This is a genomic window from Xanthomonas sp. A1809, assembly GCF_017746015.1.
Classification (GTDB): Bacteria; Pseudomonadota; Gammaproteobacteria; order Xanthomonadales; family Xanthomonadaceae; genus Xanthomonas; species Xanthomonas euvesicatoria.
In genome coordinates this window covers 555,836-581,397 of sequence record NZ_JAGHWZ010000005.1, presented here as the reverse complement: position 1 = coordinate 581,397, position 25,562 = coordinate 555,836, and the positions used below count along the sequence as shown (strand labels likewise).

Here is a 25,562-nt window from a genome sequence, read left to right as displayed (position 1 = left end):
GCTGCCAATCCCGCGCGTTTCAGGCAGGTCCTGGGCCGTCGATGCGGGGAGGATCGTCCTGATACAGCCGTGCCGGCCCCCCGAGCGCTGGGTCGCTGATGCCAGGCTTACCGGTTTCCACGCGCCCGGCCAGGCGCTGGCGCGCTCCGCCCTGGACCAGCCACAGGTCGTACCAGCCGCCGGTCGGTGCAGCGCTCCAGCGCTCATGGTGCTCGCTGCCGGCAGCGATGGTGATGCGCTCGCGCGGTTGCGCTTGCGTGTAGGCACCAGGTTCCAGCGTGACCTGCAGTGGGCGGTCGCCGGGATTGCGTAAGGTCAGGCACAGCACTTGCGCATCGTCGGCGTCCTGCGCGATCTCGGCCAGCAGCGGCGCTGCATCGAGGTCGCCGCGGTAATGGCGATGGAAGCCGTTGGGGCCGAGCAGCCACAGATCGTAGCGGCCGTCGTAGGTGGTCCACGTGCCGTCCACGATGGCGTCGTTTCCCACTGTGTAGCGGCGTGGAATTGCCGCTAGATCGAAGCGGTCGTAGACATGCAGCACCGCCGCCGCGCCCGCATTGGCCATGCGGAGCGTCACTTCGCCGCGCTCGGGCAGGTGGGCCAGCTCCACGCTGGGACGATATGGCAGCCCACGCGAGCGGCGCACGCCGAACGGTTGTTCGGGCGGCTGCAACGTGGCCGGCAACGGCGGCAGTGCGTGTTCGCGCAAGGCGGCCGCTCGCGTAGCGGTTGCACCGACATCCGGCAGCGCGGCGACGAACGCGCGCGCATCGGCCTGGCGGAAATCGAAGGCATTGGTCAAATCGCCGCACACTGCACGCCGCCAGGGCGTGATTTCCGGCGCGGGCACGCCGAAGCGGCGCTCGAGCAGGCGCAGCACCGAGGTGTGGTCGTACACCTGCGAATCCACCCAGCCGCCGCGGCTCCATGGCGAGACCACATACATCGGCACGCGCGGGCCAAGCCCATAGGGCCGCCCACGGAGCTCGGGAAGATCCACGTTCTGCTCGCCCGGCGCCGGGTGGCGGTGATAGTCGTCGTCGGTGGCCAGCGTCGATGCGCCGGCAAACCCGCCCGTTGCGCGTGCATCCGGCGACGGCGGTGCGGGCGGCGGCAGATGGTCGAAGAAGCCGTCGTTCTCATCGAACATCACCAGCAAGGCGGTGCGACTCCACACCGCCGGATCGGCAGTGAGCGCATCCAGCACGCGTGCGGTGTAGGCCGCGCCCTGGGCGGGGCTGGACGGATCCGGATGCTCGCTGCCGGCCGCGTCGGCAATGATGTAGCTCACTGCAGGCAGGCGCCTGCCCAGTACGTCCTGGCGCAACTGGGCGAGACCGCGCGTGCTCACGCCACGCGCGCGCAACTGCGGATCATGTCCGGGCGCGGCGCTGTACGCTTGTCGAAATGCCGCAAAGCCGGCCAGCGGGTTGTCGGTGAAGTTGTCTGCCATGTCCTGATAGATCTGCCAGGACACACCGGCGTTCTGCAGGGCTTGCACGTAGGTGCCCCAACGATACGGCTCGGCAAAGCCGCCCAGTTCCGCAAAATTGTCGTGCGAATTGCCGATCACCGGGCCGCCTGCGCGCGCCTGCGGATCGTTGCCGCCGGTCCACAGGAACACGCGATTGGAATTGGTGCCGGTCTGGATCGCAGCGTGGTACGCATCGCAGATGGTGAAGGCATCGGCCAGCGCGTACTGAAACGGAATGTCCGCACGCGTGTAATAGCCCAGTGCATGATTGTGCTTGGCGGCAGCCCAGTGCCCGAGCCGTCCATGGTCCCAGGCCTGTTGTGCATCCGGCCAGCTATGCGGGGTGCCCTTGACACGCATGAAGCCGAACTGCGCGGCCGTGTCCAACGCGAACGGCGTCAGCCACTGGCGGCCGTCCTCGCTGGGTTGCAGCCACACCGTGCGCGCGGGTGCGCCCGGCAAGGGCGGCGCAGGGATCGGGAAACGGTCGCCGAACCCGCGCACGCCGGGCAGCGCGCCGAAGTAATGATCGAACGCGCGGTTTTCCTGCATCAAAATCACCACATGCCGAAGGTCCTCCAGCGTGCCGCGGCGGCGGTCCGGCGCGATGGCTGCGGCGCGCGCGATGCTGGGCAGCAACGCGGCCGCGCCGCTGGTGAGGCCGGCTTGCAGCAGGCGGCGTCGGGGCAGATCGATCATGTGGGCTCATCGCATCGGAAGGACTGCCCGCGCCGGTGCCTGGTGCGGGCATCGCATAGCATGGCAGTTCGCCGTTACAGGTCCAGCGTCAGGGTCAGGCCGACGGTGCGCGGGGCGGCAATGAAGGCACTGTCGCTACCGTCCACACCTTCCAGATAGCGCTTGTCGGTGAGGTTGCTGACGTTGAGCGCGAGCTGCAGGCCTTTGAGCTGCGAGGTCAGTTGCGAAAGTTCCACACCCAGATTGGCATCGAAGGTGGTCACGCCATCGAGTGCGGCGCGGTTGGATGCGTCTAGGTAGCGCTTGCCCAGGTAGCGTCCGGACACACCGAAGCGCCATGCCTGGCCGCGCCAGTCGGCCGACACCACCAGCGTATTGCGCGGTTGGCCGATCACCTGCGCACCGGGCGTGATCTCCAAGGCGGTATCGCGCGCGGCATCGCCGCTGCCGAGATAATCGGCCTTGTTGTAGGTGTAGGCGCCATTGATGCGCCAGCCGTTGTCCCAGCCGTAGCCCAGCGCTGCTTCCACGCCGCGCGCATGCACACCGCCGAAGTTTTCGTACACGCCATCGGTTTCGCCCAGGTAGTCGATACCGGTGACGAAGTTGGCCGGCACGTACACGATGCGGTTGTCGAAGCGGATGTCGTACAGCGTGACGCTGCCGGTCAACGGCCAGCGGCTGACACGCAGGCCGAGTTCGATGTTGTCGGCGGTTTCCGGTTTCACCCGACTCAGCGCCACCGGGTCGGTTTCGCCCAGCACGCCGGACGCAATCGCGGCGAAGTTCTGCGAGTAGCCGGCAAAGGCCTCCAGGCCCTGCACCGGTGTGGTCCAGGTCAGGCCGGCCGACAGCAGCGGGTCGGACCGCGAATCCGATTGCACATGCTGCGCATCGCCGATGCGGCGGTCGCGGGTCTGGTCGACAAAGAACTGCTTGACGCCCACGCGCCATGCGAATGCGCCGTAACGCATCACGTCTTCGACGTAATACATCTGCTCGTCGGTCTGGTAGTTGTCCTTGAACTGCACCCAGTACGGCTGATGATCGAAGCTGATGTTGGTGCCGACGTTGAGCAGGCGGTGCCAGTCGCGGGTGACGCTGCGCTCAACGCGTTCCAGCCAGGCACCGGCACGCACGGTCTTGTCGATGGCGCCGAGATCGGTGCGCCATTCCACATCGGCCATCGCGCCGGCGCGGTGATTGTCGTAGTGGCTATGTCGATACGATTGCACCGGCATCGAACCGGCCGGATAGCAGGCCGGATTGGATTCGGCCGGCACCGCGTCGCTGCCGGCGCAACCGGCCAACATGGCGGCAGCCGCGCCGCCGGGGGTGAGGTAATACAGTTTGCCCAGATCGCTGCCGCCATACACGGTGTTGCCGCCACGCGCTTCGGATTCGGGTGCGCCGGCGCCATCGTTGCTGACATCCACCAGATACGGCGGAATCCAGTCGCCGCGCCCCTGCATGCGGTGCGCATAGCCGGTCAGCGTGGTCTTGAAACCATTGCCGCCATCGAAGGCGCCACGCAGGTAGCCGAACGTGTTCTTGCGCAAGGCACGCGAGCCGGAGCGGTAGTTCTGGTCCAGGTACGGAATGCCGGTGAGCGTGCCGGTCAACAGGTCGTGCTCCGGGTCGCGCGCGAATTGCTCCGGGGTCACGCTGGTGTATTCGGATTCGTCGGCATCGTCGTAGGATGCGTATCCGCTGAGCGTCCACTGATTCAGCACGCTGACGAATTTGCCGGCCAGGTGATCGCGGCTGGTGTGCCCGCTGCCGTCGATCCAGTCGTCATTGCGTGCCGACGAGCCACTGACCCAGGCACGCGTATTGCCGCCGATCAGGCCGGTGTCGTAGCGCGCGTAGTACTTGCGCGCCTGGTTATCGCCAATGCCGCCGATCACGCGCACACGCTGCGTTTCCAGCGGTTCGCTGGTGAGGTAATTCAAGGTGCCGCCCAGGGCTTCGTTGGAGCGCGAGGCGATGTCGGCGGTGCCCTGGCTCACTTCCACCGTTTCCAGATCCGGCATGTCGATAAAGCGATTGGCCTTGGAGCCGCCGCCGTATGCCGAGCCGCCATTGGGTACGCCGTCGATGGTGGTGCCGATCTGCTGCGTATCGCGATTGCTGACGAAGCCGCGCATGCTGATCTGCGTGCCCCAATCCGAGGAGCCGAAGGCATCGGCTTCGGTCACCACCACGCCGGGCAGTTCGTTGAGCGCATCGTTGACGCTGCCGAGCACGAACTGGCGGTCCAGCATCTCCTTGCTGACGGTGGTCTTGGAATAGGTCATTGCCTGGCCGACCACCTGCACCTGATCCAGCGTCGATACTTGCTCGTCGGTGACGGCCGGGTCGGACGTTGCGCCGTCGGGAACCTGCTGTGCATACGCCGGTAGGGTGAGCGGAACCAGCAGTAACGCCAGCGTGGCAGGACGGCGCACGCGCAAGGAGGACATCGAATCCATTGAAATCCACAGCGGGGTAGGGGGTCTGGAAAGACTGCCGCGCTTGCGTTGCGTGATCATGACCGCGCTACAGGCGAGGTCGCGATCACGCGCCGGATGTATGCAGCCTCATAGCCAGAGCGAAGACTTGGTTAGCTTGGTTAGCTTGGTTAGCGGCGTTCGGATACTTCCAGCTGAGCTGACGAAATCTTGGGCCAAGCGGGATGTGGGTTGGTGAACGGGCTGGGTCAAACGCGGAGTCGGTCGATAGCGCGATGCCTCACCGCTTTTGGACACGCCGTGAGCCCATCCCTTGAGGACTCGATGGCGGCATCCATGCCGCCAACGGTCCCGCAATCGGCGAGGCCACCGCACCAGACAGCGAGCGAAGTTTCGAGATCCAGCACAACCGCGCTGGCCGCAGTCGCAGGTGTGCAGTCCGCTGATCGAATTGTTCGACCATCCTAAAGCCAGCGCGAAAGCGCATGGTCAGCGTTACTTGGTTCGCGGTGGCGTTTCGGTCTGCTGTGTTTCCGGCATCAACTCCAGTGCCGACGGCGTGGTGCGCAGCATCGGGCGGAAGGCGATCGGATGGGGGCGGCGGCGGGTGAAGCGCAGCAGCCGCGACAACGTGAAGCCCGCCAGGGCTAACAACATCACCGCGAAGTACACCGGCAACGCGGCCGGGCCGAACTTCTGCATTGCGCCGCCGGCCAATGCAGGGCCGATCGCCGCACCCACGCCATGCACCAGCAACAAGCTGCTGCTGCCGGAAAGCAGGTCTTCGCGCGGCAGGTAATCGAGCATGTGCGCCACCGCGAACGGGTACAGCGAAAACGCCAACCCGCCATAGACGAAGAACAGCACGAACAACACGGTGGTCTGTGTCTGCACCATCGGCAACGCGGCAGCGATCGCGATGCAGGCGGCCAGCACGCTCACGGTCACCAGGCCGATGCGGCGGTCATGCCCGTCGCTGATGCGCCCGATCGGCCACTGCAGCACCGCACCGCCCACGATGGCGGTGAGCATGAACATCGCCACGCCGTCGGAATCCAGCCCGATGCGGTTGGCATATACCGGCAGCAAGCCCCAGAACGCACCCATCGCCAGGCCGGAAAGGCCGGCGCCGATCGTGGCTACCGGCGCCAGGGCATACAGCGTGACCAACCGCAGGCGCGATACATGCGGCACCTCGGGCGGGATCAGCCGCGTGGTCATCACCGGCATCACCGCTGCACAGAACAGGATCGCCGTCAGCGTGAACATCGCCGGTGCGCCTGCATCGCCGATGGTGAGCAGGACCTGGCCCAGTGCCAGCGCCGACAGATTGATCGCCATGTAGACCGAAAACACCCGGCTACGCCGGCGTGCGTCGGGCTCGGCGTTGAGCCAGCTTTCGATCACGGTGTACAGGCCGACCAACGCCGCGCCAGTCACCAGGCGCAGCACGCCCCAGCCCCAGGCGTTCAACCAGATCGGATGCAGCAACACCGCAATGGCTGCCAGCGCCGCATAAAACGCAAACGCGCGGATATGCCCGATGCGGCGAATCAGCGGCGGTGCGAAGAAGGTGCCCAGAAAGAAGCCGGCGAAGTAGCCGGACATGATCAACCCCAATGCCCGCGCATCGAAGCCGGCCTGATCGCCACGCACGGCGAGCAGCGTGCCGAGCAACCCGCTACCGGTGAGTAGCAGGGCAACGCCCAGCAGTAAGGCAGTCAACCGCAACATGGATGCGGCCCTCGTGGGGGAAAAGGCGCGTCGATCACGTGTTCGAGTGTAACAGCCTGGTCGGTGCGGCTCGATCGGCGCCGTTGGCGCGTGCGCGGTTTTCGGCGATTGTGCGTGAGGATGTGATTGCCGCGGGGGGTGTTTTGCGATTGCTCGTGCGTTGCTTGGATACGCAACCCATGCATGTGTCGATCGCATGGCGTGCACGCAGAGGTGTTGTGCGCTGCGCTCGCCCCACGCTGCCGCCAGCCACGCCTGCGCGCAGGGTGGGGCGGCATTGCGTCGGTGCGCGCAGCCCATCGGCGTGTGCGGGGCGTCGAAGCGGCCACTGCACATTGCCGCCGTCGCCTGGCGCCGGCCAAGTAGACGCATCACTGGCTGCCTGCTGCCCGTCGCAGGCGGCGCGCTGCCCTTGCCTGCCCGCATGCGTCTAGAATTTGCGCCCCTTGCAACGTCTTCAGCTGATCCCTGCCATGCCCATCTACGGTTTCCAGTGCACTACCTGCGGCCACGCATTCGACCGCCTGCAGAAAATGGCCGACCCCGATCCGCAAACCTGCCCGGCCTGCGCCGCTGCCACGATCAAGCGCCAGGTCACCGCGCCGTCGTTCCGCCTGTCCGGCAGCGGCTGGTACGAGACCGACTTCAAGTCGGCCGGCGAGAAAAAGAAGAACCTCACCGAAAGCAGCAGCGCCGGCGGCGATGCCAAACCGGCAGCAACCGCGGAGAGCAAGCCGGCCGCCAAGCCCGCATCCGATCCGGCATAAGTGGCCGCGGCGTGCAGGTTGCGCCGCACAGCGCGGTTGCGCGTTGCAATGACTCCACGTCGAGCACCGTGCTGCCGGCTGTGTCGCGGAGGATTGCGTGGGTGCTTGCCGCCAGCCCGCACGGCTGTGCCATCCCACCGCCGTTCGCCGCGGCCAGGACTGCGTTCCCCGGTAGCGCCCGGCATGCGCGGTGGACGATCTCGCTGGCCGGGCCGGTGTCGATACATCCACGTCAGCCGGCCACGTGCAGTCCCGGCAAACTGTGGTGAAGCATGGCGGGTAGCCGCGAGGCTGCAAGGCCCTGACGCACGCGTTGCGCGTGCGGTTTGCCGCCCTTCTATGGAGTGCCCCGACTGAAGTTGACAGCCGCATCCGCCTGGATGCGCGCCGTGGTCCAGAACGCTGGCGCCGGTGTCTCGCCGACGCGCGCAGGCCTATCTCACCCAGCCAGCCTGCGCGGCCAGTGCATCAACGCGCCTCGAAACGCGCCCGGCAGCCGTCGTTGACCCACACCGTGGCGCGACGATCGTCGTAGCCCCAGGTGCGACCTTCCTCACAGCGGGTGTCCGACAACTGGCGGGTCAGCACCGGGCGGCCATAGCGGCCATCCCAGGCGCAGGTGCGCAGGCGGCGGTCGTCGCTGGCGCAGGTGATCGCATAGTCGTTGCCGGGGCGGTCATCGCGGCCGCCATAGCCGCCGTCCCAGCCACCGCCACCTCGGGCCTGCGCGAATTCGCCCCGGCAGCCGTCGTCCACCCAGATCCGGCCGCCTTCCTGGCGCCAGTTGCGGCCTTCCACGCAGGGCGTGTTGGAGAGTTGGCGCACCAACATGGCGCGGCGCCAGCCGGTATCGCAGATTTTCTGGCGCTGATCGTTGCTCTCGCAGCGCACTGTTCCAGCGACCCCGCCACCGCCGCCGGGGCCATAGCCGCCGCCCCAGCCGCCACCGCTGCGGGCGTCGACGAAACGGCCGCGACAGCCATTGTCCACCCAGATCCGGCCGCGCTCGCTGCCCCAGTTGCGGCCTTCGATGCAGCGCGTGCCGGAGATGTTTTCCACCAGCACCGCGCGGCCGCGGAACGGCGTATCGCACTCGCGGCGGCGGTTGTCGTTGCTGGAACAGGTGATGCTGGGACCATTCCAGCCGCGCTCCTGGGCGCTGGCAGTGACGCTGGCAAATGCGCCGGTCAGGGTGATCAGGCCGAAGCCGGAGAGCAGCAGGGCAGTGCGCAGCATCGTGTCGTCCTTGGTGCAGGAGGGGCGTAGCGCCTATTCAGCCGGGCACCGACTTAAGCGCCCATGAGCGCCCGCGCATTTGCTCCTGCCGCTCGCCGGCCCCAGAATATCCGGCTTTCCGGCGCTGTCCTGCGTCGGGTTTTCAGCGGAGCTTTCGATGCGTACCCACTTCTGCGGCCTGGTCGACGAGACCTTGATCGGCCAAACCGTCACTCTCGCCGGCTGGACCGACGTGGCCCGCAACCTGGGCGGGGTGTGCTTCATCGACCTGCGCGACCACGAAGGCATCGTGCAGGTGACGGTGGAGCCGGTGGCCGGCGACGACGCCAGCGCAGAGCTGTTCAAGGTGGCCGCCAGCCTGGGCTACGAGGACGTGTTGCAGGTGGAAGGTGTGGTGCGCGCGCGTCATGCGGTCAACGACAAGCTGCGCAGCGGCAAGGTGGAAGTGATCGCCACGCGCATCAGCATCCTCAACAAGGCCGCGCCACTGCCGTTCCACGCGCACGAGAACCCTGGCGAAGAAACCCGCCTGAAGTACCGCTACCTGGACCTGCGCCGGCCGGAAATGCAGCGCATGCAGCGCACTCGCATCAAGCTGGTGCAGGCGCTGCGCCGGCATCTGGATGCGCGCGATTTCCAGGACATCGAAACCCCGATCCTGACCAAGGCCACCCCGGAAGGCGCACGCGACTTCCTGGTGCCGGCGCGCATGCATCCGGGCGAGTTCTACGCCTTGCCGCAGAGCCCGCAGCTGTTCAAGCAGATCCTGATGGTGGCCGGCTTCGACCGTTACTACCAGATCGCGCGCTGCTTCCGCGACGAAGCGCTGCGTGCCGACCGCCAGCTGGAATTCACCCAGCTCGACATGGAATTCGCCTTCGTGCGCGAGCGCGACGTGCAGGATTTCGTCGAAGACATGATCCGCGCCATTTTCAAGGAAGTGGTGGATGTCGACCTGGCGGCGCAGTTCCCACGCATGACCTGGGCCGAGGCGATGCGCCGCTTTGGGTCGGACAAGCCGGACCTGCGTATCGCGCTGGAACTGGTCGACGTGGCCGAGCTGGTCAAGGCCAGCCAATTCCCGGTGTTCACCGCTGCCGCCAACGATGCCGATGGCCGCGTTGCCGCGCTGCGCATTCCCGGTGGCGCCAGCCTGTCGCGCAAGCAGATCGACGAATACGCAGCGCACGCCGCCAAATACGGCGCCAAGGGGCTGGCCTACATCAAGCTGTCGGAGACCGGCGAGGTGAGTTCGCCGATCGCCAAGTTCTTCAGCGAAGAATCCTTCGCCGCGCTGCTCAAGCATGTCGGCGCCGGCAATGGCGACATCGTGTTCTTCGGTGCCGGCGGCTACACCAAGGTGTCCGACTTCATGGGCGCGCTGCGCCTGAAGGCCGGCAAGGACTTCAACCTGGTCGCCGACGGCTGGGCGCCGCTGTGGGTCACCGACTTCCCGATGTTCGAATGGGACGATGAGGCGCAGCGTTACGTCGCGTTGCATCACCCCTTCACCGCACCGGCGGTGGACGATATTGCCGACCTGCGCGCCAACGCCCGCACCGCGGTCTCGCGCGGTTACGACATGGTGCTCAACGGCAACGAAATCGGCGGCGGCTCGATCCGTATCCACCGCCCGGACATGCAGAGCGCCGTGTTCGAACTGCTCGGCATCGGCGCCGAAGAAGCGCGCGCCAAGTTCGGCTTCCTGCTGGATGCGTTGAACTACGGCGCGCCGCCGCACGGCGGCATTGCCTTCGGTATCGACCGCATCGCCGCGCTGATGGCCGGTACCGAGTCCATCCGCGACGTGATCCCGTTCCCCAAGACCACCGGCGCGCAGGATCTGATGACCGACGCCCCGTCGCCGATCGCTGCCGACCAGCTCGCCGAAGTGCACGTGCAGGTGCGCCCGAAGCAGGTCTGACCCGTCATCGAACACACGGCCACGCCCATTGCGTGGCCGTGCTGTTCATGCGCAGCGGGCAGCTGGCGCAAGGCGTTGCTGGCCGATCTGCGCTGACGCAACGCGCGTATCGAACAGCTGCACGCGCAGCGCGGCGTGCGTAACTAACTGCCAAGCAATCGCGCACCGCGACTTTCCGTAACCCTGAGTGCTTGTCAGCAACTGCACCCAAGCTCTAGCAGGTGACGCAGCGCGTTTTTTGCATGCCGCTCCGATACGCGCGGCAATTCCAACGCACGCGGCAACCAGGCCTCTGGGTGGTAAGACCACCAGCCGGGCAGACGCATCTGATGCCCGACCCGCAGGGCGCTCGGCAATTCCCATTCCCCATTCCCCACTCCCGATTCCCGATTCCCGATTCCCGATTCCCCACTTGCAGCAACGCCGCAGCATGCGAGAAGCTGCCGCGTCGACTTGCCAGAGGGGCCCGCATGACCCGCATTCGCCGCGCCACGCCGGACGATGCCGAAGCGCTGTCGCTTCTGGCCGCGCAGACCTTTACCGAAACCTTCGGGCATCTGTATCCGGAAGAGGACCTGCGCGGTTTTCTGGAAGAGACCTATGCCGTGGAGCGCGCGCGCACCGTGCTGTCGCATCCGGATTACGCGATCTGGCTGCTGGAGATGGACAACCTGCTGGTCGGCCATGCGGCCGCCGGCCCCTGCGGGCTGCCGCACGATCAGGTGCGTCCCGGCGATGGGGAGCTGAAGCGGTTGTATCTGCTGAAGGACTATCAGAACAGCGGCTGGGGCAGCCGATTGTTCGAAACTGCGCTGCAATGGTTGGAGCGCGATGGCCCACGCACCTTGTGGATCGGCGTGTGGTCGGAGAATTTCGGCGCGCAACGCTTTTACGCCCGCTATGGCTTCGAAAAGGTGGGCGAATACGCTTTTCCGGTGGGCAAGATCGTCGACCGCGAATACATCCTGCGGCGGCTTGCGCAACTAACAAAATTTATTGAATGAGATTACTAAAAAAGAGCAGGTTGTTAATTTATTTGGGGGTAGTTGGCGCAATTTAATACGATCTATCCCCTCCCTGTCTACCCTTAAAAGAAGCCACAGAATTTGATTCATATCACAATTTACACACTTAGTTCTATCATGGATTGTCTCCGGCTTAATTAATTTGGGTGTGGCTGCCGTATCAGATCTCAGATTCTCCATCTTTTTGCAGTTAAAGAAACCCTAAAGATTTCATTCTTCAGGCCGCTACCCTAGTGGGTGGGCAGTGCAATAGTCCTCAGGACTAGATCGCAAGGACTATTTGCTAGCTGACCATCGAAAGGTTGACTCACCCCAAACGTGAGGCCTTAGCCTTTGTGTAGCCAGTGGCTATGTGCGTTCTATGAAGTTGAAAGTTGGCAGGCCATCCGCAACAAAATCACTGCGCACCCGCAGTAAACAAGGAGATTTACTGAAATGTATAAGAAGAGCATCATACTGGCATCATGCGTCGCAGTAGCGACGGGTGCTTGGTATGCGGGCGCCGCAAAGGTTGACGTAACTCATTTTGTGCCTCAAAAAGCCCAAGGTATCGCGCGTTCCGGATCTCCTGCTGGTGCAGTTGACCAAATCAGTGGTTCTGGCTCGGCTAGGGCTTTGTCGGCCTACTTTGACGCGCCAGACAACGGTACCCTGGTTGCATACGAAAAAAAACCGCCGATCAAAGAAGGTCCATTCGACCTCTACCCTGCTCGTATCAGTGAAAGCTATGCATTGCGAGCGACTATAGAAGGCCAAATGACAGTTGTCGCTCCAGACGGCAGTCGCTTGAAAATGGATTATGTCCGCCACGTCGAGGGGAAAAATGGCAATTGGACATGGGTAGGTCGCCTGCCTGGCGCACAGATCGGTGAGGAATCGATCGTGACTTTTGGCAAAAATGCGGTGTTCGGATCGCTCGGTAGCAGCGGAGGCAAAGTTTATCGGATATCTACAATCAACGGCCAACCATATGTGATGGCCGCGTCTCAGGTCCAATTGCAGGCAGCAACTCCGAGCAAACGTAGCGATGCACTTATGCCTCCGCGAGCTGCTGCAGGCACGTCGACTAACCGGGCTGGTGCGATTCCTTATTACACCAGTCTGGCCCAAGTCAACGCAGCAGCTGGCACAACATCGACCAACACGATTGACATCGTTCTTGGTTACACACCTGATTACAAAGCCTATCGAGGCGGAGAGTCGGTGATTGACACTGTTATGACAAATTTGGTTGAGATTGCTAATCAAGCCTTCGCTAATGCAAACGTGCAGGCGCGATATCGCTTGGTGGGAACCATAGAGGTTGCCTATACAAACAACAATGATAACAGTCAGGCGCTGGAAGAGGTTACCTGGGTTCGCGCCTCCAATGATGCGTTCCGTCCGATACGCCAAATACGTGAAAACTACGGTGCTGACCTTGTTGCGTTAGTTCGCCGTTATAATGATGTTAGCCAAAATAACTGTGGTGTAGCGTGGGTAAATGGGCAAACTGACTCGCGCTATGCCTATGCAGTCGTTTCTGAAGGCGTAGACGGAAACTACTACTGCCCGCCGACCACACTTGGGCACGAACTAGGGCATTTGCTTGGCTCATATCATCAGAGGGAAACTGGACAGGAGACCGGCTTTAACTATGGACATCGCAGCGACGTAGGCAGCTTTCATACCTTGATGGCTTACAGTATCAACGGCCAGCGCGAAGTCAATGTGTATTCGTCGCCCTTTATCCAAGGGTGCTATGGGCAGTCATGTGGCGTGATTGGCCAAGCCGATAATGCCACGGCGTTTGTGATGACCATCCCCAATATTGTTCAATTTCGCCCCACTGTGGTCCCGTTCGACGACTCAAGTTCTCCTGGCCAAATCGTCGGTCCGTCCGGAAAGTGCTTAGATGTGACAGGTGGCTGGACTGCCGATACGGCTCCCATTCAAGTCTGGGGCTGCAATGGACTGCGGCAGCAAAAATGGCATTGGCAGAGCCAGAGTCGCTCTCTTCGAAGCAATGGCACCGACAAGGTGCTGGATATCGAAGGAAGGAATTCCAACAATGCCGCACGGCTCCAGCTTTATCAGCTGAGTAGTTCTCCTAATCAACGCTGGAACTTCAGAACGTCGTCAATCATTGCTAGCGGAGGCAAGGTTCTTGACGTCGCCAATCGAGGCACTGGAAACGGGGCGCGTCTGCAGACTTGGGACAACCTCGGGGGCTCCAATCAAATTTGGAACTTCAATCCAACCACTGGAGCAATCCAGGTCTCCACTGGCAGGTGTCTGGATGTTGCAGGATCTGGGGTTACAAGCGGTACACCTGTGCAGATCTGGGACTGCTCAGGCAACAAGAACCAAAAGTGGTCGCTTGGAAAGAACGGCTCGATCATCGGCTACGGCGGCAACTGCTTGGAAGCAGCTGGAGATTTTGGTGCAAATGGCCGCTCGATCGTGATGGCTACTTGTAACGGCACTCAAGCACAGACATGGCGCATTCGTGGGCAAATTCGTAGTGACCTGAACAACAGGTGCCTGGACGATTCTGCTGGAGGTACCACCAATGGAGCGCGTGTACAGATGTGGGACTGTATTGGCAACGCCAATCAGACGTGGGAAGTCCAGCCGAGTTGACACGAGGGCAGAGAACGCCCAAATGGCAGCCCAGCTCTATTCTGTAGCCGTTCAAGCTGTCCTTGCCCTGCAGGTGGCAAGGACAGTATCCGTAAGCTTGATATGTTATTGAGCCTTCGTAATTTGATGCTAGGTGAAGCGTCTTCGTTTGTTTGAGTCACTCAGAAGTACAGGCAGGTGGTGAATGTGTCATTGCGAAGCGGATGGGCGCCAAGCCGACGAGTGATCGATGTGGCCGTTGATGGTATATCGGTGACGCCATTCTTCTGCCATGCGCCCAACCTCTTCGAGCATAATGAACACGAAGCGGTCCAGCACTCGAATAAGGAGGGTGCGGCTGTAGCGTTCGATCTAGATGTTCTGGTTGGGTTTACCAGGCTGGATGTGGATCAGGGGGACGCCGTGCTGCTGTGCCCACTGCCTGAGTGCTGCGCTGATGAAGTCCGGCCGTTGTCTAGGCGCACTCCCGTGGGGCACCACGCAACTCGATCAACTCGTCCAGTGCACGGATGATTCGTGCCGAGGGCAGGCTGGCGTCGATTTCAATCTTCATCGATCCGCTGTCGAGGTCATCGTTGATGTTGAAGCTTGGGAGGCGACTGCCAGCCCAAGGGGCGTCGGAGATGAAGTCTGCTGACCAGGTATGGTTCACCACTTGCGGAATCTCTAGTGCCGCGAGGATGCGCTAAGGTAGCCGTCGCTTTCCCGCTACATAGAAGGTTGAGTTTTAGCGCAGTGTAGAACCGCCAGGCACGGATCTTGCCCCAGCTCGCCGCTGCAATACCCAAAACGGGCCATCGTCGCGCTGGTGCAGACAATAGTAATGCCGTGCAGATCGGGACAGCTGCGACATCCGATTAGCTTGATGGGCACTGAGGCCGTGAGCGGTTTGCATGGCCAGACCAAATTGTGGTCGACGAGGTTGGCTCAATCTTCTCGCGACACGACGTCCTTTAGCGCGTGATGATCCAAGGCCAGCTTGGCATACATGCGCTTGATCCGGGCCAGCTCGGCTTCCACGCCCTTCAAGTGGCGCAACTGCCACACCTCCATGCCGGCGAGTTTGGACTTCCGGACGTAATTAGGTCGGCTCGCTGATCCATGTTTGCGACAGGTCTCGCCGACCTTTGCAACGGCCTCGACCTCTTCGAGGCTCCGAACCATCTGTTCTTCGATGAACGTGGACTTATTCACGCAGAGCTTCGTGGGTTGGAACTCTAGTTCCAAGTGGATTCAATTAACGAGGACGCTTTAACCCTACTGCCGGCAACCCGGCCAGTCTGTCGTTGGAATGCGGGCGATATACCTGCTGTGAGTACAGTTCGAGCGCCATGCTCATGTGCCGAGGCGCGGTAGCTGTAGAGGAAGTGAGTGATTAGTTAGCTATAGGCTCCAAGTGTTAGGTCCCAAACCAGGGGCTCCAATGCAGACGAGAGCAAGCTCCTCGGACGAGCGCGACGCTTTCCGGGGGGAGGAAATCGGCCACACGGACGTGCTGCTGGTGCACGGCATCTGGAACACCGCGCACTGGCTGCTGCCATTGGCGCGGCGGATGCGTGCCTACGGGCTGGCGCCTGCGCTGTTCGGTTACGCCAGCGTGCTCGGCGGCCCCGCGCATGCGGTGCCGCGTCTGATCGAACGCCTGCGCGCCAGCCGCGCGCAGCTGGTGATCTGTCATAGCCTGGGTGGGCTGATGGCCCTGCAGGCATTGCAGGATGCCCCCGACCTGCCGGTGCGTCGCGTGGTCTGCCTGGGCTCGCCGTTGTGCGGCAGCGCCGCCGCGCGCGGGCTGGCGCAACGTGGCGGGCTATGGGCGCTGGGCCGCAGCGCCGCGATCTTGCAACAGGGCTTTGTGCGCTGGGACGGCCAGGCCGAGATCGGTCAGGTGGCCGGCAACGTGGCACGTGGGATCGGCCGCTGGCTCGCCCCGCTCGACGGCGGCTCGGACGGCACCGTGGCGCTGGCCGAAACCCGCCTGCCCGGGCTGCGCGATCATTGCGTGGTGCAGGCAAGCCACAGCGGCCTGTTGCGCTCGCCCGAGGCCGCCGCACAGGCGCTGGCCTTTCTGCGCACCGGCCGCTTCCAGTGGTGAACATGCGCAGGCGGATGTCGCTGCCCCGGTGAGGGCGGGCAATCAGGTAAAATCCGCGCCCTGTCATTGAAGCCAGTCTGGAACCACCCATGGGTAGAGGTCCCTCGATCGAAGGCCGCAAGAACGCCTCCGACGCCAAGCGCGGCAAGATGTTTACCAAGATCATCCGCGAGATCAGCGTGGCGGCCCGCGCCGGCGGCGGCGACCCGTCCAATAATCCGCGGCTGCGGACGGCCATGGACAAGGGCCTGTCGTCGAACATGTCCAAGGACGTGATGGAGCGCGCCATCAAGAAGTCCACCGGCGAGCTGGAAGGGGTGGAATACGAAGAAGTGCGCTACGAGGGCTACGCGCCCGGCGGCGTGGCGGTGATCGTGGACTGCCTGACCGACAACCGCGTGCGCACCGTGGCCGACGTGCGCCATGCCTTCAGCAAATGCGGCGGCAACATGGGCACCGAGGGCTCGGTGGCCTTCATGTTCAAGCGCCTGGGCGTGCTGAGCTTCGCCGCCGGCATCGATGAGGACACCCTCACCGATGCCGCCATCGAAGCCGGCGCCGACGATGTGGTGGTGTACCCGGAAGACGGCGCCATCGATGTGCTGACCGCCCCGGACGCCTTCGCCCAGGTCAGGGACGCCCTGGTCGCTGCCGGGCTGGAACCGGCGCACGCCGAAATCACCTTCCGCGCCGACAACGACATCGCCGTGGACGGCGAGACCGCCGTGCAGGTCCGCAAGCTGCTGGACATGCTCGAAGACCTGGACGACGTACAGGACGTGTATTCGAACGTCGATCAAGCGGCGCTTGGCGCCTGAGGCGCCGGGAATCGGGAATGGAGAATCGGGAATCGAAACAGCAGCATCCTGCATCGCTCGGCAATGTCGAGCACGCCAGTAGGCCGCTTTACCCATTCCCGATTCCCGACTCCCAATTGCTGGCCGCTCAATGACCCGCATCCTGGGCATCGATCCCGGTTCGCAGCGCACCGGCATCGGCATCATCGATATCGACGAGGGCGGTCGCAGCCGGCATGTGCACCACGCGCCGCTGATGCTGCTGGGGGAGGGTGATTTCTCCCAGCGGCTCAAGCGGCTGCTGCAGGGGCTGGGCGAGCTGATCGAGACCTACCGGCCGGATGAGGTGGCGATCGAAAGGGTGTTCATGGGCAAGAGCGCCGCTTCGGCGCTCAAGCTCGGCCACGCGCGCGGCGCGGCGATCTGCGCGGTGGTCATGCGCGACCTGCCGGTGCACGAGTACGCTGCCACCGAAGTCAAGCTGGCGCTGGTCGGCAAGGGCGGCGCGGACAAGGTGCAGGTCCAGCACATGGTCGGCATCATGCTCAACCTGAAAGGCAAGCTGCAGCCCGACGCCGCCGACGCATTGGCGGTCGCCATCACTCACGCCCACGTGCGCGCCACCGCGCAACGCCTGGGCGTCAATACCCAACAGGCCTGGAGCCGCAAGAAATGACAATCGGGATTCGGGATTTGGGATTGGGGATTCGCAACCGCGAGTTCGCGTGCGCTGTACCGCTTCGGCGGTGCGCAGCCGTCGTCAACGGCAGCGAGGGAGTTCGCCAATCCCCAATCTCGAATCCCCAATCCCGGCACCACAACGGCGGTGCCCAATGATCGGCCGTCTGCGCGGGATCCTGGCCTACAAGCAGCCGCCGTGGCTGGTGATCGACGTGGGTGGGGTGGGGTATGAGCTGGAGGCGCCGATGAGCACCTTCTACGACCTGCCCGATGTCGGTCGCGACGTGATCCTGTTCACCCATTACGCGCAGAAGGAAGACAGCGTCGCGCTGTACGGTTTCCTGCGCGAAGGCGAGCGGCGGTTGTTCCGCGATGTGCAGAAGGTCACCGGTATCGGCGCCAAGATTGCGCTGGCGGTGTTGTCCGGGGTCAGCGTGGACGAGTTCGCCCGCCTGATCACCAGTGGCGACATCACCGCGCTGACGCGCATTCCCGGCATCGGCAAGAAGACCGCCGAGCGCATGGTGGTGGAACTGCGCGACCGCGCGGCCGATTTCAGCAGCGGCGCCCCGATCACCGGCCAGTTGGGGCCCGACGCCGTTTCCGAAGCCACAGTGGCCTTGCAACAGCTGGGCTACAAGCCGGCCGAGGCCGCCCGCATGGCGCGCGACGCCGGTGCAGAAGGCGACGAGGTCGCCACGGTCATCCGCAAGGCACTGCAAGCCGCGCTGCGCTGAGCGCGGCCACGAACCTTCGCCTGGCCGCAAAGCGGGCGCGGCCGGCACTCGGCATCGACAGGGGCGGCCCGTACACTGCGCATCCTTGCCCGCGGCCAGCCCGTACCTTGGGTGTCTGTGACGTCAGTGCAGGCACCTTCGACAGGTGCTGGCTCCCTCATCATCTTCACGCTGTCTGGCGAAAACTGCCCACCTCATGTCCCACACCCCCAAATCAGCCGGCTCCAGCCACGCGCCCGCCAACAGCCAGACCGCCCTGGTCATCGGCGCGATCGGCGTCGTCTTCGGCGATATCGGTACCAGCCCGCTGTATACGCTCAAGGAAGCGTTTTCGCCGCACTACGGGCTGACCCCGGACCACGACACCGTGCTGGGCATCCTGTCGCTGGTGTTCTGGGCGCTGATGCTGGTGGTCACGCTCAAGTACGTCACCGTGATCATGCGCGCCGACAACGACGGCGAGGGCGGCATCATGGCGCTGACCGCGCTGGCGCAACGCACCCTGCCGGGCGGTTCGCGCTCGATGTACGTGGTCGGCATCCTCGGCATCTTCGGTGCCTCGCTGTTCTTTGGCGACGGCGTCATCACCCCGGCGATTTCGGTGCTGTCGGCGGTGGAGGGCCTGGAGGTGGCTGCGCCCAGGCTGGAGCCGTTCGTGGTGCCGATCACCTTGGTGGTACTGGGCATGCTGTTCCTGGCGCAGCGCTTCGGTACCGAACGTGTCGGCAAGGCATTCGGGCCGATCACGCTGCTCTGGTTCTTCGCGTTGGGCGCGATCGGCGTCTACAACATGGCCCGCGCACCGGAAGTGCTGCATGCGCTGAATCCGTGGTGGGGCGTGCGCTTCTTCGCGCAACACAACTGGCATGCGGTGTTCGTGCTGGGCGCAGTGGTGCTGGCAGTGACCGGTGGCGAAGCGCTGTACGCGGACATGGGCCATTTCGGCGCCAAGGCGATCCGCCGCTCGTGGCAGTTCGTGGTCCTGCCGATGCTGACCTTGACCTACCTAGGGCAGGGCGCGCTGATGCTGCGCAATCCGGCCGCGGTCAGCAACCCGTTCTACGAGGCGGTGCCCGAGTGGGCGCTGTACCCCATGATCGTGCTCGCCACTGCAGCCACGGTGATTGCCTCGCAGGCGCTGATCACCGGCGCCTATTCGGTGGCCAGCCAGGCCATGCAGCTCGGCTACATCCCGCGCATGCACATTCGCCATACCTCGCACTCCACCATCGGCCAGATCTATGTGCCGGCGGTGAACTGGTGCCTGCTGGCGCTGGTGGCGGTGGCCGTGATCGGTTTCGGCGACTCGGCCTCGTTGGCCACCGCGTACGGCGTTTCGGTGACCGGCACCATGCTGATCACCACCGTGTTGATGATCATCTATGCGCGCGCCAATCCGCGCGTGCCGGCGCCGCTGCTGTGGTTGTTCGCGCTGGTGTTCCTGGCGGTGGACTGCGCGTTCTTCTACGCCAACATCATCAAGTTCCTGGACGGCGCCTGGTTCCCGTTGTTGCTGGGTCTGATCCTGTTCACCCTGATGCGTACCTGGCGCCGCGGCCGCAAGCTGCTGCACGACGAGATCCGCAAGGACGGTATCAAGCTGGACACCTTCCTGCCCGGGTTGATGCTGGCGCCGCCGGTGCGCGTGCCCGGCACGGCCGTGTTCCTGACCGCCGACCCGATGGTGGTGCCGCACGCGCTGATGCATAACCTCAAGCACAACAAGGTGCTGCACGAGCGCAACGTGTTCCTGACCGTGGAAACCCTGCAGGTGCCGTACGCGGCCGCCGGGAAACGGCTCAAGATCGACGCGATCGGCGACGAGTTCTACCGCGTGCATGTGCGCTTCGGTTTCATGGAGACCCCGGACGTGCCGCTGGCGCTGATGCGCTCCTGCGATCAGGGCGGGATCTATTTCGATCCGATGGACACCACCTATTTCGCCAGCCGCGAAACCATCGTGGCCAGCGCCAATCGCGGCATGCCGATCTGGCGCGACAAGCTGTTCGCCCTGATGCATCGCAATGCCGCCCCGGCCACCGGATTCTTCCGCATCCCCGGTAACCGCCTGGTGGAGTTGGGCGCGCAAGTGGAGATCTGAGCGTGGCCGCGCTCAAGTGGATGGTCTACGGGCGCTCACCGAGCCTGGACACCTTCTGGGATGACGCACTCAACCTCGGGCGCGTGCCGGCCACCGAGGCCGCGATCGCGGCGGCGCAAGCGCGGCTCGGTGTCCGCCTGCCGGCCTGGCTGCGTGAGTTGTACGCACGCTACGACGGCGGCGCGGTGCAGATGGCGCGTGGTCAGTCCCTGGAGGAGCCGGACAACTGGCTCAAGGCCGAATGGCTGTTCCCGCGCGCGCGCCTGCTCGGCAGTGCGGAGCTGTTTTCCTTTGCGCAAGTGCGTGCCCGCGAGGAGTACCGCGACGACGCGTTTGCCGGGCTTGCTGCCGGTGGCGATGATCGCCATCTGATCGTCATCGCGGCCGATGACCGTTCGCCGAGCCGGGCGCTGTGCCTGGACTACTCCGCATTCGGTGCCGAGCCCACACTGGTCTACGTCGATGCAGGCGACAAGCGCCGGTTGGCGGTGTTCGCCAACGTGGAGGACCTGCTGGCGCAGTTGGTCGATGTCCACTATTGGTCCCCCGCGTTGCAGGCCAAGCACGACGCAGATGTGGTGCAGTGGCAGCCGCAGCCGCCGGCATTGACCACGTTCTGGAGCGGCGCCGATGGGCGGAACGACGGCGGAGCCGCAGCGGACGCCGATGCCTTCGCTGAGGCCGAAGCACGCCTGGGCGTGCGCCTGCCGGCATTGTTCAAGCGTCTCTACAGTGTCCAGGACGGGGGCGATACCGGCTGGTGCTGGGTGCCGCGTACCCGTTTTCCGTCCGATCACTACGTGGATTGGGAATGCGTGCTGGTTGATCGCGATCTATCGCCGCTGGCGCAGATCCGCAGCGTGCTGGATTTTGCCGATGCCTTCGAAGACCGGAGTGACTTCCGCGCTGCGGCCTGCCTGCACGCCGGCCTGGATCAGGTGCTGGTGCTGTCTTGCCATAACGTCGATAGCCTGCTGTGCCTGGACTACCGCGCGCGCGGCCCGCAATGCGAGCCGGAGGTCGTCTATTTCGAGAACTGGGAAGGGCTGGTGCCGACCTGGCGCGCCGCGCGCTTCGATGCCTTCTTCGCAGTGCTGCGCCAGGCCGAGCTTGATGTCTAGATGTTGGGCCATCCGCGCGCGGCATGAGAAGATGGCCGGATGACTGAGCAGCGCATCATCGCCAGCAGCTCCACCCGCGAAGACGACGCCGCCGATGCGAGCATTCGTCCCAAGCGCCTGGCCGATTATCTCGGTCAGCAGCCGGTGCGCGAGCAGATGGAGATCTACATCCAGGCGGCCAAGGCGCGTGGCGAGGCGATGGATCATGTGCTGATCTTCGGGCCGCCCGGGCTCGGCAAGACCACGCTGAGTCACGTCATCGCCAACGAGCTGGGCGTGAGCCTGCGCGTGACCTCTGGCCCGGTGATCGAAAAGGCCGGCGATCTGGCGGCGTTGCTCACCAACCTGCAGCCGCACGATGTGTTGTTCATCGACGAAATCCATCGCCTCTCGCCGGTGGTGGAAGAAGTGCTGTATCCGGCGATGGAAGATTTCCAGATCGACATCATGATCGGCGACGGCCCGGCCGCGCGCTCGATCAAGATCGACCTGCCGCCGTTCACCCTGATCGGTGCCACCACCCGTGCCGGCCTGCTCACCGCGCCCTTGCGCGACCGCTTCGGCATCGTGCAGCGGCTGGAATTCTATTCCCCGCAGGAATTGACCCGCATCGTGATTCGCTCGGCGGCCATCCTGGGCATCGACTGCACGCCCGAAGGCGCGGCGGAAATCGCACGCCGCGCGCGCGGCACCCCGCGTATCGGCAACCGGCTGCTGCGTCGCGTGCGCGACTACGCCCAGGTCAAGGCGGCCGGGCATATCGATCTGCCGGTGGCGCAGGCGGCCATGCAGATGCTGAAAGTGGATCCGGAAGGCTTTGACGAGCTCGACCGTCGCATGTTGCGCACCATCGTCGAACACTTCGATGGCGGCCCGGTCGGCGTGGAATCGCTGGCCGCCTCGTTGTCGGAGGAGCGCGGCACGCTGGAAGACGTCATCGAGCCGTATCTGATCCAGCAGGGCTTTCTGATCCGCACGGCGCGCGGCCGCATGGTCACGCCCAAGGCCTATCTGCATCTGGGCCTGAAGGTGCCGCGCGAGCGCACCCCGGGCATCGGCGAACCGGGAGATCTGTTTTGACGACGCTCTGCTGGTCGCCAACCTGGGCCGTCACGACCGAAATTCCGTGCCCATGACCATCGAATCCCCATTCTCCAATCCCCAATCCCTGCCTGTATTCAGTTGGCCGACACGCGTCTACTGGGAAGATACCGACGCCGGCGGGGTGGTCTACCACGCGCGCTACGTGGCCTTCATGGAACGTGCGCGCACGGAGTGGATGCGTGCGCTCGGCTACGGGCAGGAGCGTATGCGCCAGGAGCACGACCTGGTGTTTGCGGTCCGCGCGATGCAACTGGATTTCCTCAAGCCGGCCCGGCTCGACGACGCGCTGTCAGTGTCGGCGGTATTGCTGCGATGCAGACGGGCCAGCCTGCTGTTCGCGCAATCGGTCCGTCGCGAAGGCGAAGTGCTGCTGACCGCCGAGGTGCGTATTGCCGCGCTCGGTACCAGCGACTTCCGTCCGCGTGGCATGGACGATGCGCTGTATGACGTGTTGAAAGCTCTAGAAACCCCAGAATCCGATTACTGAGGAACGAACGGATGTCGATTGCATTGCTCCTGGCCCTGCAGGACACGGTAGTGGAAGCACTGCCGCAGGACGTCGCCGCTGCCGCGGCGCAGACCGCCAGCGTGGCGCACAACAGCAGCATCAACTATGTAGACCTGATCCTGCGCGCCAGTATCCCGGTCAAGATCATCGTGTTGCTGCTGCTGATCGGCTCGTTCATCAGCTGGGTGATCATTTTCCGCAAGGCGCGTGCGTTCAAGCTGGCCAATCGCGAGGCCGACGAGTTCGAGAACCGGTTCTGGTCCGGTGCGGACCTGGCCAAGCTGTACGCCTCGGCCACCGACCGCAACCGCACCGTGGGCGGTCTGGAATCGATGTTCGAAAGCGGCTTCCGCGAGTTCTCGCGTCTACGCGACCGCCGCCGTCTGGATGCGCGCGTGCAGCTGGAAGGCGCGCAGCGTGCCATGCGCACCGCGTTCACGCGCGAAGTCGACCAGCTCGAGCGCAACCTCGAACTGCTGGCCAACATCGGCTCCACTGCGCCGTACGTCGGCCTGGTCGGCACCGTGTTCGGCATCATGGTGACCATGCACGACATGGTCAGCAGCGGCGAGCAGGCCGGTATCGCCGCGGTGGCGCCGGGTATCTCCGAAGCGTTGTTCGCCACCGCCATCGGTCTGTTCGTGGCGATTCCGGCCGTGTGGGCCTACAACCGCTTCACCACCCGCGTGGAACGGCTGTCGGTGCGCTATGAGACCTTCGCCGACGAGTTCAGCTCCATCCTGCAGCGCCAGGCCGGCGCGGACGAGTGATGCGCGCTGCCGGCATGCCCCCGCATGGCGTGACGCGGGAAGTGTCCGGCAGGGCCAGTCGCGTCGGTGCGCAGTGCCACGTGCAGGTGTCCCTTTTCGGGGCACCGTGCAAGCGCACTGCCAGCCGGCGCCGAGGACTAATTAGGAACGTTTCGCGATGATCTCCGGTATTTCCCGTCGTAAGAAGCGCAAGCTCAAATCCGACATCAACGTCGTGCCGTATATCGACGTGATGCTGGTGCTGCTGATCATCTTCATGGTCACCGCACCGTTGCTGACCCTGAGTACCGACGTCAGCCTGCCCAGCTCGCGCGCCAAGGCGCTGGAAAGCAAGCAGGACCCGGTCGTGGTGGTGGTCGCTGCCGATGGCAAATTGGCGCTGCAGCTGCCCAAGGGCAAGCCGCAGGCGATGGACGTGGCTGCGCTGCAGGCACAGCTGGCTGCCATCGTGGCGCAGGACAAGGACGCACGTGTGGTGGTGGCCGGCGATCGCGCCGCGCCGTACCAGAAGATCATGGATGCCATCGACGTGCTCAAGCAGGCCAAGGTCGAGAAAGTGGGGCTGATTTCCGACTCCGGCGGCACCGCAGGCAGCGATGCACGCTGACGCACTCCCCACGCAGACGGCGCGCGATGACGGCTGGTTTCGACCGGTCGTCCTGGCATTGGTCGTGCACGTCCTGGTCGCGCTGGTGTTTATCGCCGGCTGGCTGTGGTCGCCCGAACGCTCGGTGGAGCCCGCGGCCGGCGACCCCAGCATGGAGGCCTCGCTGGACGTGTCGGCTGCCGAGGCGCGGGTTGCGCGCCAGGCATTGAAGGCCACGCCGGTCGAGACGCCGCCCCCGCCTGCGCCGTTGCCCGAACCCGCGCCGGAAGACAGCGTGCCACCGCCACAGCCGATCCCCGAGCCGCGCCCGCAGGATGCGCCCACGCCGCAGCAGGCGCAGGCACAGGAGCGCATAGCCCAGCCCGACAAGGTCGACCAGGAGCGCGTGGATGCACTGGCCATTTCCGCCGAAAAGGCCAAGCAGGAACAGGAAGCCAAGCGTCGCCAGGAGCAGATCGACCTGACCGAGCGGAAACGCCAGGAAGAGGCCGAGCAGAAATTGCGCCTTGCCAAGCAGCAGGAAGAGGCCGACGCCAAGAAGAAACAGGCGGCCGCACAGCAGGCGGCGGAAGAAGCCGAACGCCAGAAGAAGATCGCCGATATCCGTCGTCAGCGCGCGCAAGCCGATAAGGAGATGGCGCTGGCCGAACAGAAGTTGCGCCAGGTCGCCGCCGCACGTGCGCAGCAGGCCTCCGCGGCCGCGGCGACCAGCGCGCAGCCGACCGCAGGGCAGGGCGGTACCAGTACCGACCTGTCGGCCAAATACGCCGCGGCGATTCAGCAGAAAGTGTTGGCGCAGTGGGTGCGTCCGCCGTCGGTGCCGCCAGGCCAGAAATGCACCATCAACATCCGCCAGTTGCCGGGCGGCAGCGTGATGGAGGCCAAGGTGGCGCCGGGCTGCCCCTACGACGAGGCTGGCCAGCGTTCGATCGAAGCGGCCGTGTTGAGCGCCCAGCCATTGCCTTACCGCGGGTTCGAGTCGGTGTTCCAGCGCAACCTGACCTTTGTGTTCACTGCGCAGGATCAGTAATCGTTGTCGGGCTGCGGCGGCCACTGGCGCCGCAGCCTGGTGCCACCCCGCGTGATCGCCCATGGGGCTGTCCATGTCGTTAC

The 25,562-nt window shown here is 64.3% G+C and carries 21 protein-coding genes; 15 read left to right on the top strand and 6 right to left on the bottom strand.

The window, feature by feature from the left end; translation table 11 throughout:
• Window positions 1–19: 19 nt before the first annotated feature.
• The 3 genes from J7396_RS08840 to J7396_RS08830 all read right to left on the bottom strand — a co-directional run bounded on the left by J7396_RS08840 (window position 20) and on the right by J7396_RS08830 (window position 6,357).
• Window positions 20–2,173: a phospholipase C, phosphocholine-specific gene (locus tag J7396_RS08840; protein WP_209261310.1), complete on the bottom strand. Its 2,154-nt coding sequence runs from the start codon at window positions 2,171–2,173 to the stop codon at window positions 20–22.
• A 74-nt stretch (window positions 2,174–2,247) separates the two neighbouring features.
• A complete protein-coding gene (locus tag J7396_RS08835) occupies window positions 2,248–4,704 on the bottom strand; it encodes a TonB-dependent receptor (protein WP_209261309.1) in 2,457 nt (818 codons plus the stop codon).
• Between the two features lie 414 nt (window positions 4,705–5,118).
• Window positions 5,119–6,357 (bottom strand): MFS transporter, encoded by a 1,239-nt coding sequence (locus J7396_RS08830; RefSeq protein WP_209261308.1) that lies wholly within the window; start codon window positions 6,355–6,357, stop codon window positions 5,119–5,121.
• 473 nt (window positions 6,358–6,830) lie between these two features.
• Between J7396_RS08830 and J7396_RS08825 the strand changes: the two genes are divergently transcribed.
• Complete coding sequence (locus tag J7396_RS08825; RefSeq protein WP_008578079.1) at window positions 6,831–7,124, top strand: zinc ribbon domain-containing protein; 294 nt, start codon at window positions 6,831–6,833, stop codon at window positions 7,122–7,124.
• A 468-nt stretch (window positions 7,125–7,592) separates the two neighbouring features.
• On the opposite strand, the gene J7396_RS08820 is transcribed toward J7396_RS08825, so the two are convergent.
• On the bottom strand, window positions 7,593–8,360 hold the full coding sequence (locus tag J7396_RS08820; protein WP_209261307.1) for a DUF3011 domain-containing protein: 768 nt from the start codon (window positions 8,358–8,360) through the stop codon (window positions 7,593–7,595).
• Between the two features lie 157 nt (window positions 8,361–8,517).
• Here J7396_RS08820 and aspS point away from each other — a divergent pair, with 157 nt between their 5' ends.
• From aspS to J7396_RS08805, 3 genes are all read left to right on the top strand, one after another.
• Window positions 8,518–10,284, top strand: coding sequence for an aspartate--tRNA ligase (gene aspS / locus J7396_RS08815; protein WP_209261306.1), 1,767 nt, complete (start codon window positions 8,518–8,520; stop codon window positions 10,282–10,284).
• A 470-nt stretch (window positions 10,285–10,754) separates the two neighbouring features.
• The gene (locus tag J7396_RS08810) at window positions 10,755–11,288 is read left to right on the top strand and encodes an N-acetyltransferase (protein ID WP_008578076.1); all 534 of its coding nucleotides are present in this window, start codon (window positions 10,755–10,757) and stop codon (window positions 11,286–11,288) included.
• Between the two features lie 456 nt (window positions 11,289–11,744).
• Complete coding sequence (locus J7396_RS08805) at window positions 11,745–13,931, top strand: ricin-type beta-trefoil lectin domain protein (protein WP_074053374.1); 2,187 nt, start codon at window positions 11,745–11,747, stop codon at window positions 13,929–13,931.
• 454 nt (window positions 13,932–14,385) lie between these two features.
• Here J7396_RS08805 and J7396_RS08800 read toward each other — a convergent pair whose 3' ends face one another.
• Together J7396_RS08800 and J7396_RS08795 are read right to left on the bottom strand one after the other, a co-directional pair.
• The gene (locus J7396_RS08800) at window positions 14,386–14,586 is read right to left on the bottom strand and encodes a transposase (RefSeq protein WP_008578075.1); all 201 of its coding nucleotides are present in this window, start codon (window positions 14,584–14,586) and stop codon (window positions 14,386–14,388) included.
• Window positions 14,587–14,858: 272 nt separating this feature from the next.
• A complete protein-coding gene (locus J7396_RS08795) occupies window positions 14,859–15,125 on the bottom strand; it encodes a transposase (protein ID WP_033479515.1) in 267 nt (88 codons plus the stop codon).
• A gap of 229 nt (window positions 15,126–15,354) precedes the next feature.
• On the opposite strand from J7396_RS08795, the gene J7396_RS08790 reads away from it, so the two are divergent.
• The 11 genes from J7396_RS08790 (at window position 15,355) to tolA (ending at window position 25,479) form a co-directional block, all read left to right on the top strand.
• A complete protein-coding gene (locus tag J7396_RS08790) occupies window positions 15,355–16,023 on the top strand; it encodes an alpha/beta hydrolase (RefSeq protein WP_343124449.1) in 669 nt (222 codons plus the stop codon).
• Window positions 16,024–16,112: 89 nt separating this feature from the next.
• On the top strand, window positions 16,113–16,841 hold the full coding sequence (locus J7396_RS08785) for a YebC/PmpR family DNA-binding transcriptional regulator (RefSeq protein WP_008578072.1): 729 nt from the start codon (window positions 16,113–16,115) through the stop codon (window positions 16,839–16,841).
• A gap of 130 nt (window positions 16,842–16,971) precedes the next feature.
• Complete coding sequence (gene ruvC, locus J7396_RS08780) at window positions 16,972–17,496, top strand: crossover junction endodeoxyribonuclease RuvC (RefSeq protein ID WP_057680643.1); 525 nt, start codon at window positions 16,972–16,974, stop codon at window positions 17,494–17,496.
• A gap of 157 nt (window positions 17,497–17,653) precedes the next feature.
• Window positions 17,654–18,238 carry a Holliday junction branch migration protein RuvA gene (ruvA, locus tag J7396_RS08775; RefSeq protein ID WP_008578070.1) on the top strand — a complete coding sequence of 195 codons (585 nt, stop codon included), beginning with the start codon at window positions 17,654–17,656 and terminating at the stop codon, window positions 18,236–18,238.
• 196 nt (window positions 18,239–18,434) lie between these two features.
• Window positions 18,435–20,339, top strand: a complete 1,905-nt coding sequence (locus tag J7396_RS08770; RefSeq protein ID WP_008578069.1) for a potassium transporter Kup — start codon at window positions 18,435–18,437, stop codon at window positions 20,337–20,339.
• A gap of 2 nt (window positions 20,340–20,341) precedes the next feature.
• Window positions 20,342–21,460, top strand: a complete 1,119-nt coding sequence (locus J7396_RS08765; RefSeq protein ID WP_011348274.1) for an SMI1/KNR4 family protein — start codon at window positions 20,342–20,344, stop codon at window positions 21,458–21,460.
• Window positions 21,461–21,499: 39 nt separating this feature from the next.
• Window positions 21,500–22,540 carry a Holliday junction branch migration DNA helicase RuvB gene (ruvB, locus tag J7396_RS08760; protein WP_008578065.1) on the top strand — a complete coding sequence of 347 codons (1,041 nt, stop codon included), beginning with the start codon at window positions 21,500–21,502 and terminating at the stop codon, window positions 22,538–22,540.
• A gap of 52 nt (window positions 22,541–22,592) precedes the next feature.
• Window positions 22,593–23,051 carry a tol-pal system-associated acyl-CoA thioesterase gene (ybgC, locus tag J7396_RS08755; RefSeq protein ID WP_008578064.1) on the top strand — a complete coding sequence of 153 codons (459 nt, stop codon included), beginning with the start codon at window positions 22,593–22,595 and terminating at the stop codon, window positions 23,049–23,051.
• A gap of 11 nt (window positions 23,052–23,062) precedes the next feature.
• Window positions 23,063–23,842: a protein TolQ gene (tolQ, locus tag J7396_RS08750; protein ID WP_008578063.1), complete on the top strand. Its 780-nt coding sequence runs from the start codon at window positions 23,063–23,065 to the stop codon at window positions 23,840–23,842.
• Window positions 23,843–23,999: 157 nt separating this feature from the next.
• On the top strand, window positions 24,000–24,449 hold the full coding sequence (gene tolR, locus J7396_RS08745) for a protein TolR (protein WP_005913652.1): 450 nt from the start codon (window positions 24,000–24,002) through the stop codon (window positions 24,447–24,449).
• Window positions 24,439–25,479 (top strand): cell envelope integrity protein TolA, encoded by a 1,041-nt coding sequence (gene tolA, locus J7396_RS08740; RefSeq protein WP_008578062.1) that lies wholly within the window; start codon window positions 24,439–24,441, stop codon window positions 25,477–25,479. Before tolR ends, tolA begins: the two co-directional genes overlap by 11 nt.
• Window positions 25,480–25,562: the final 83 nt, after the last annotated feature.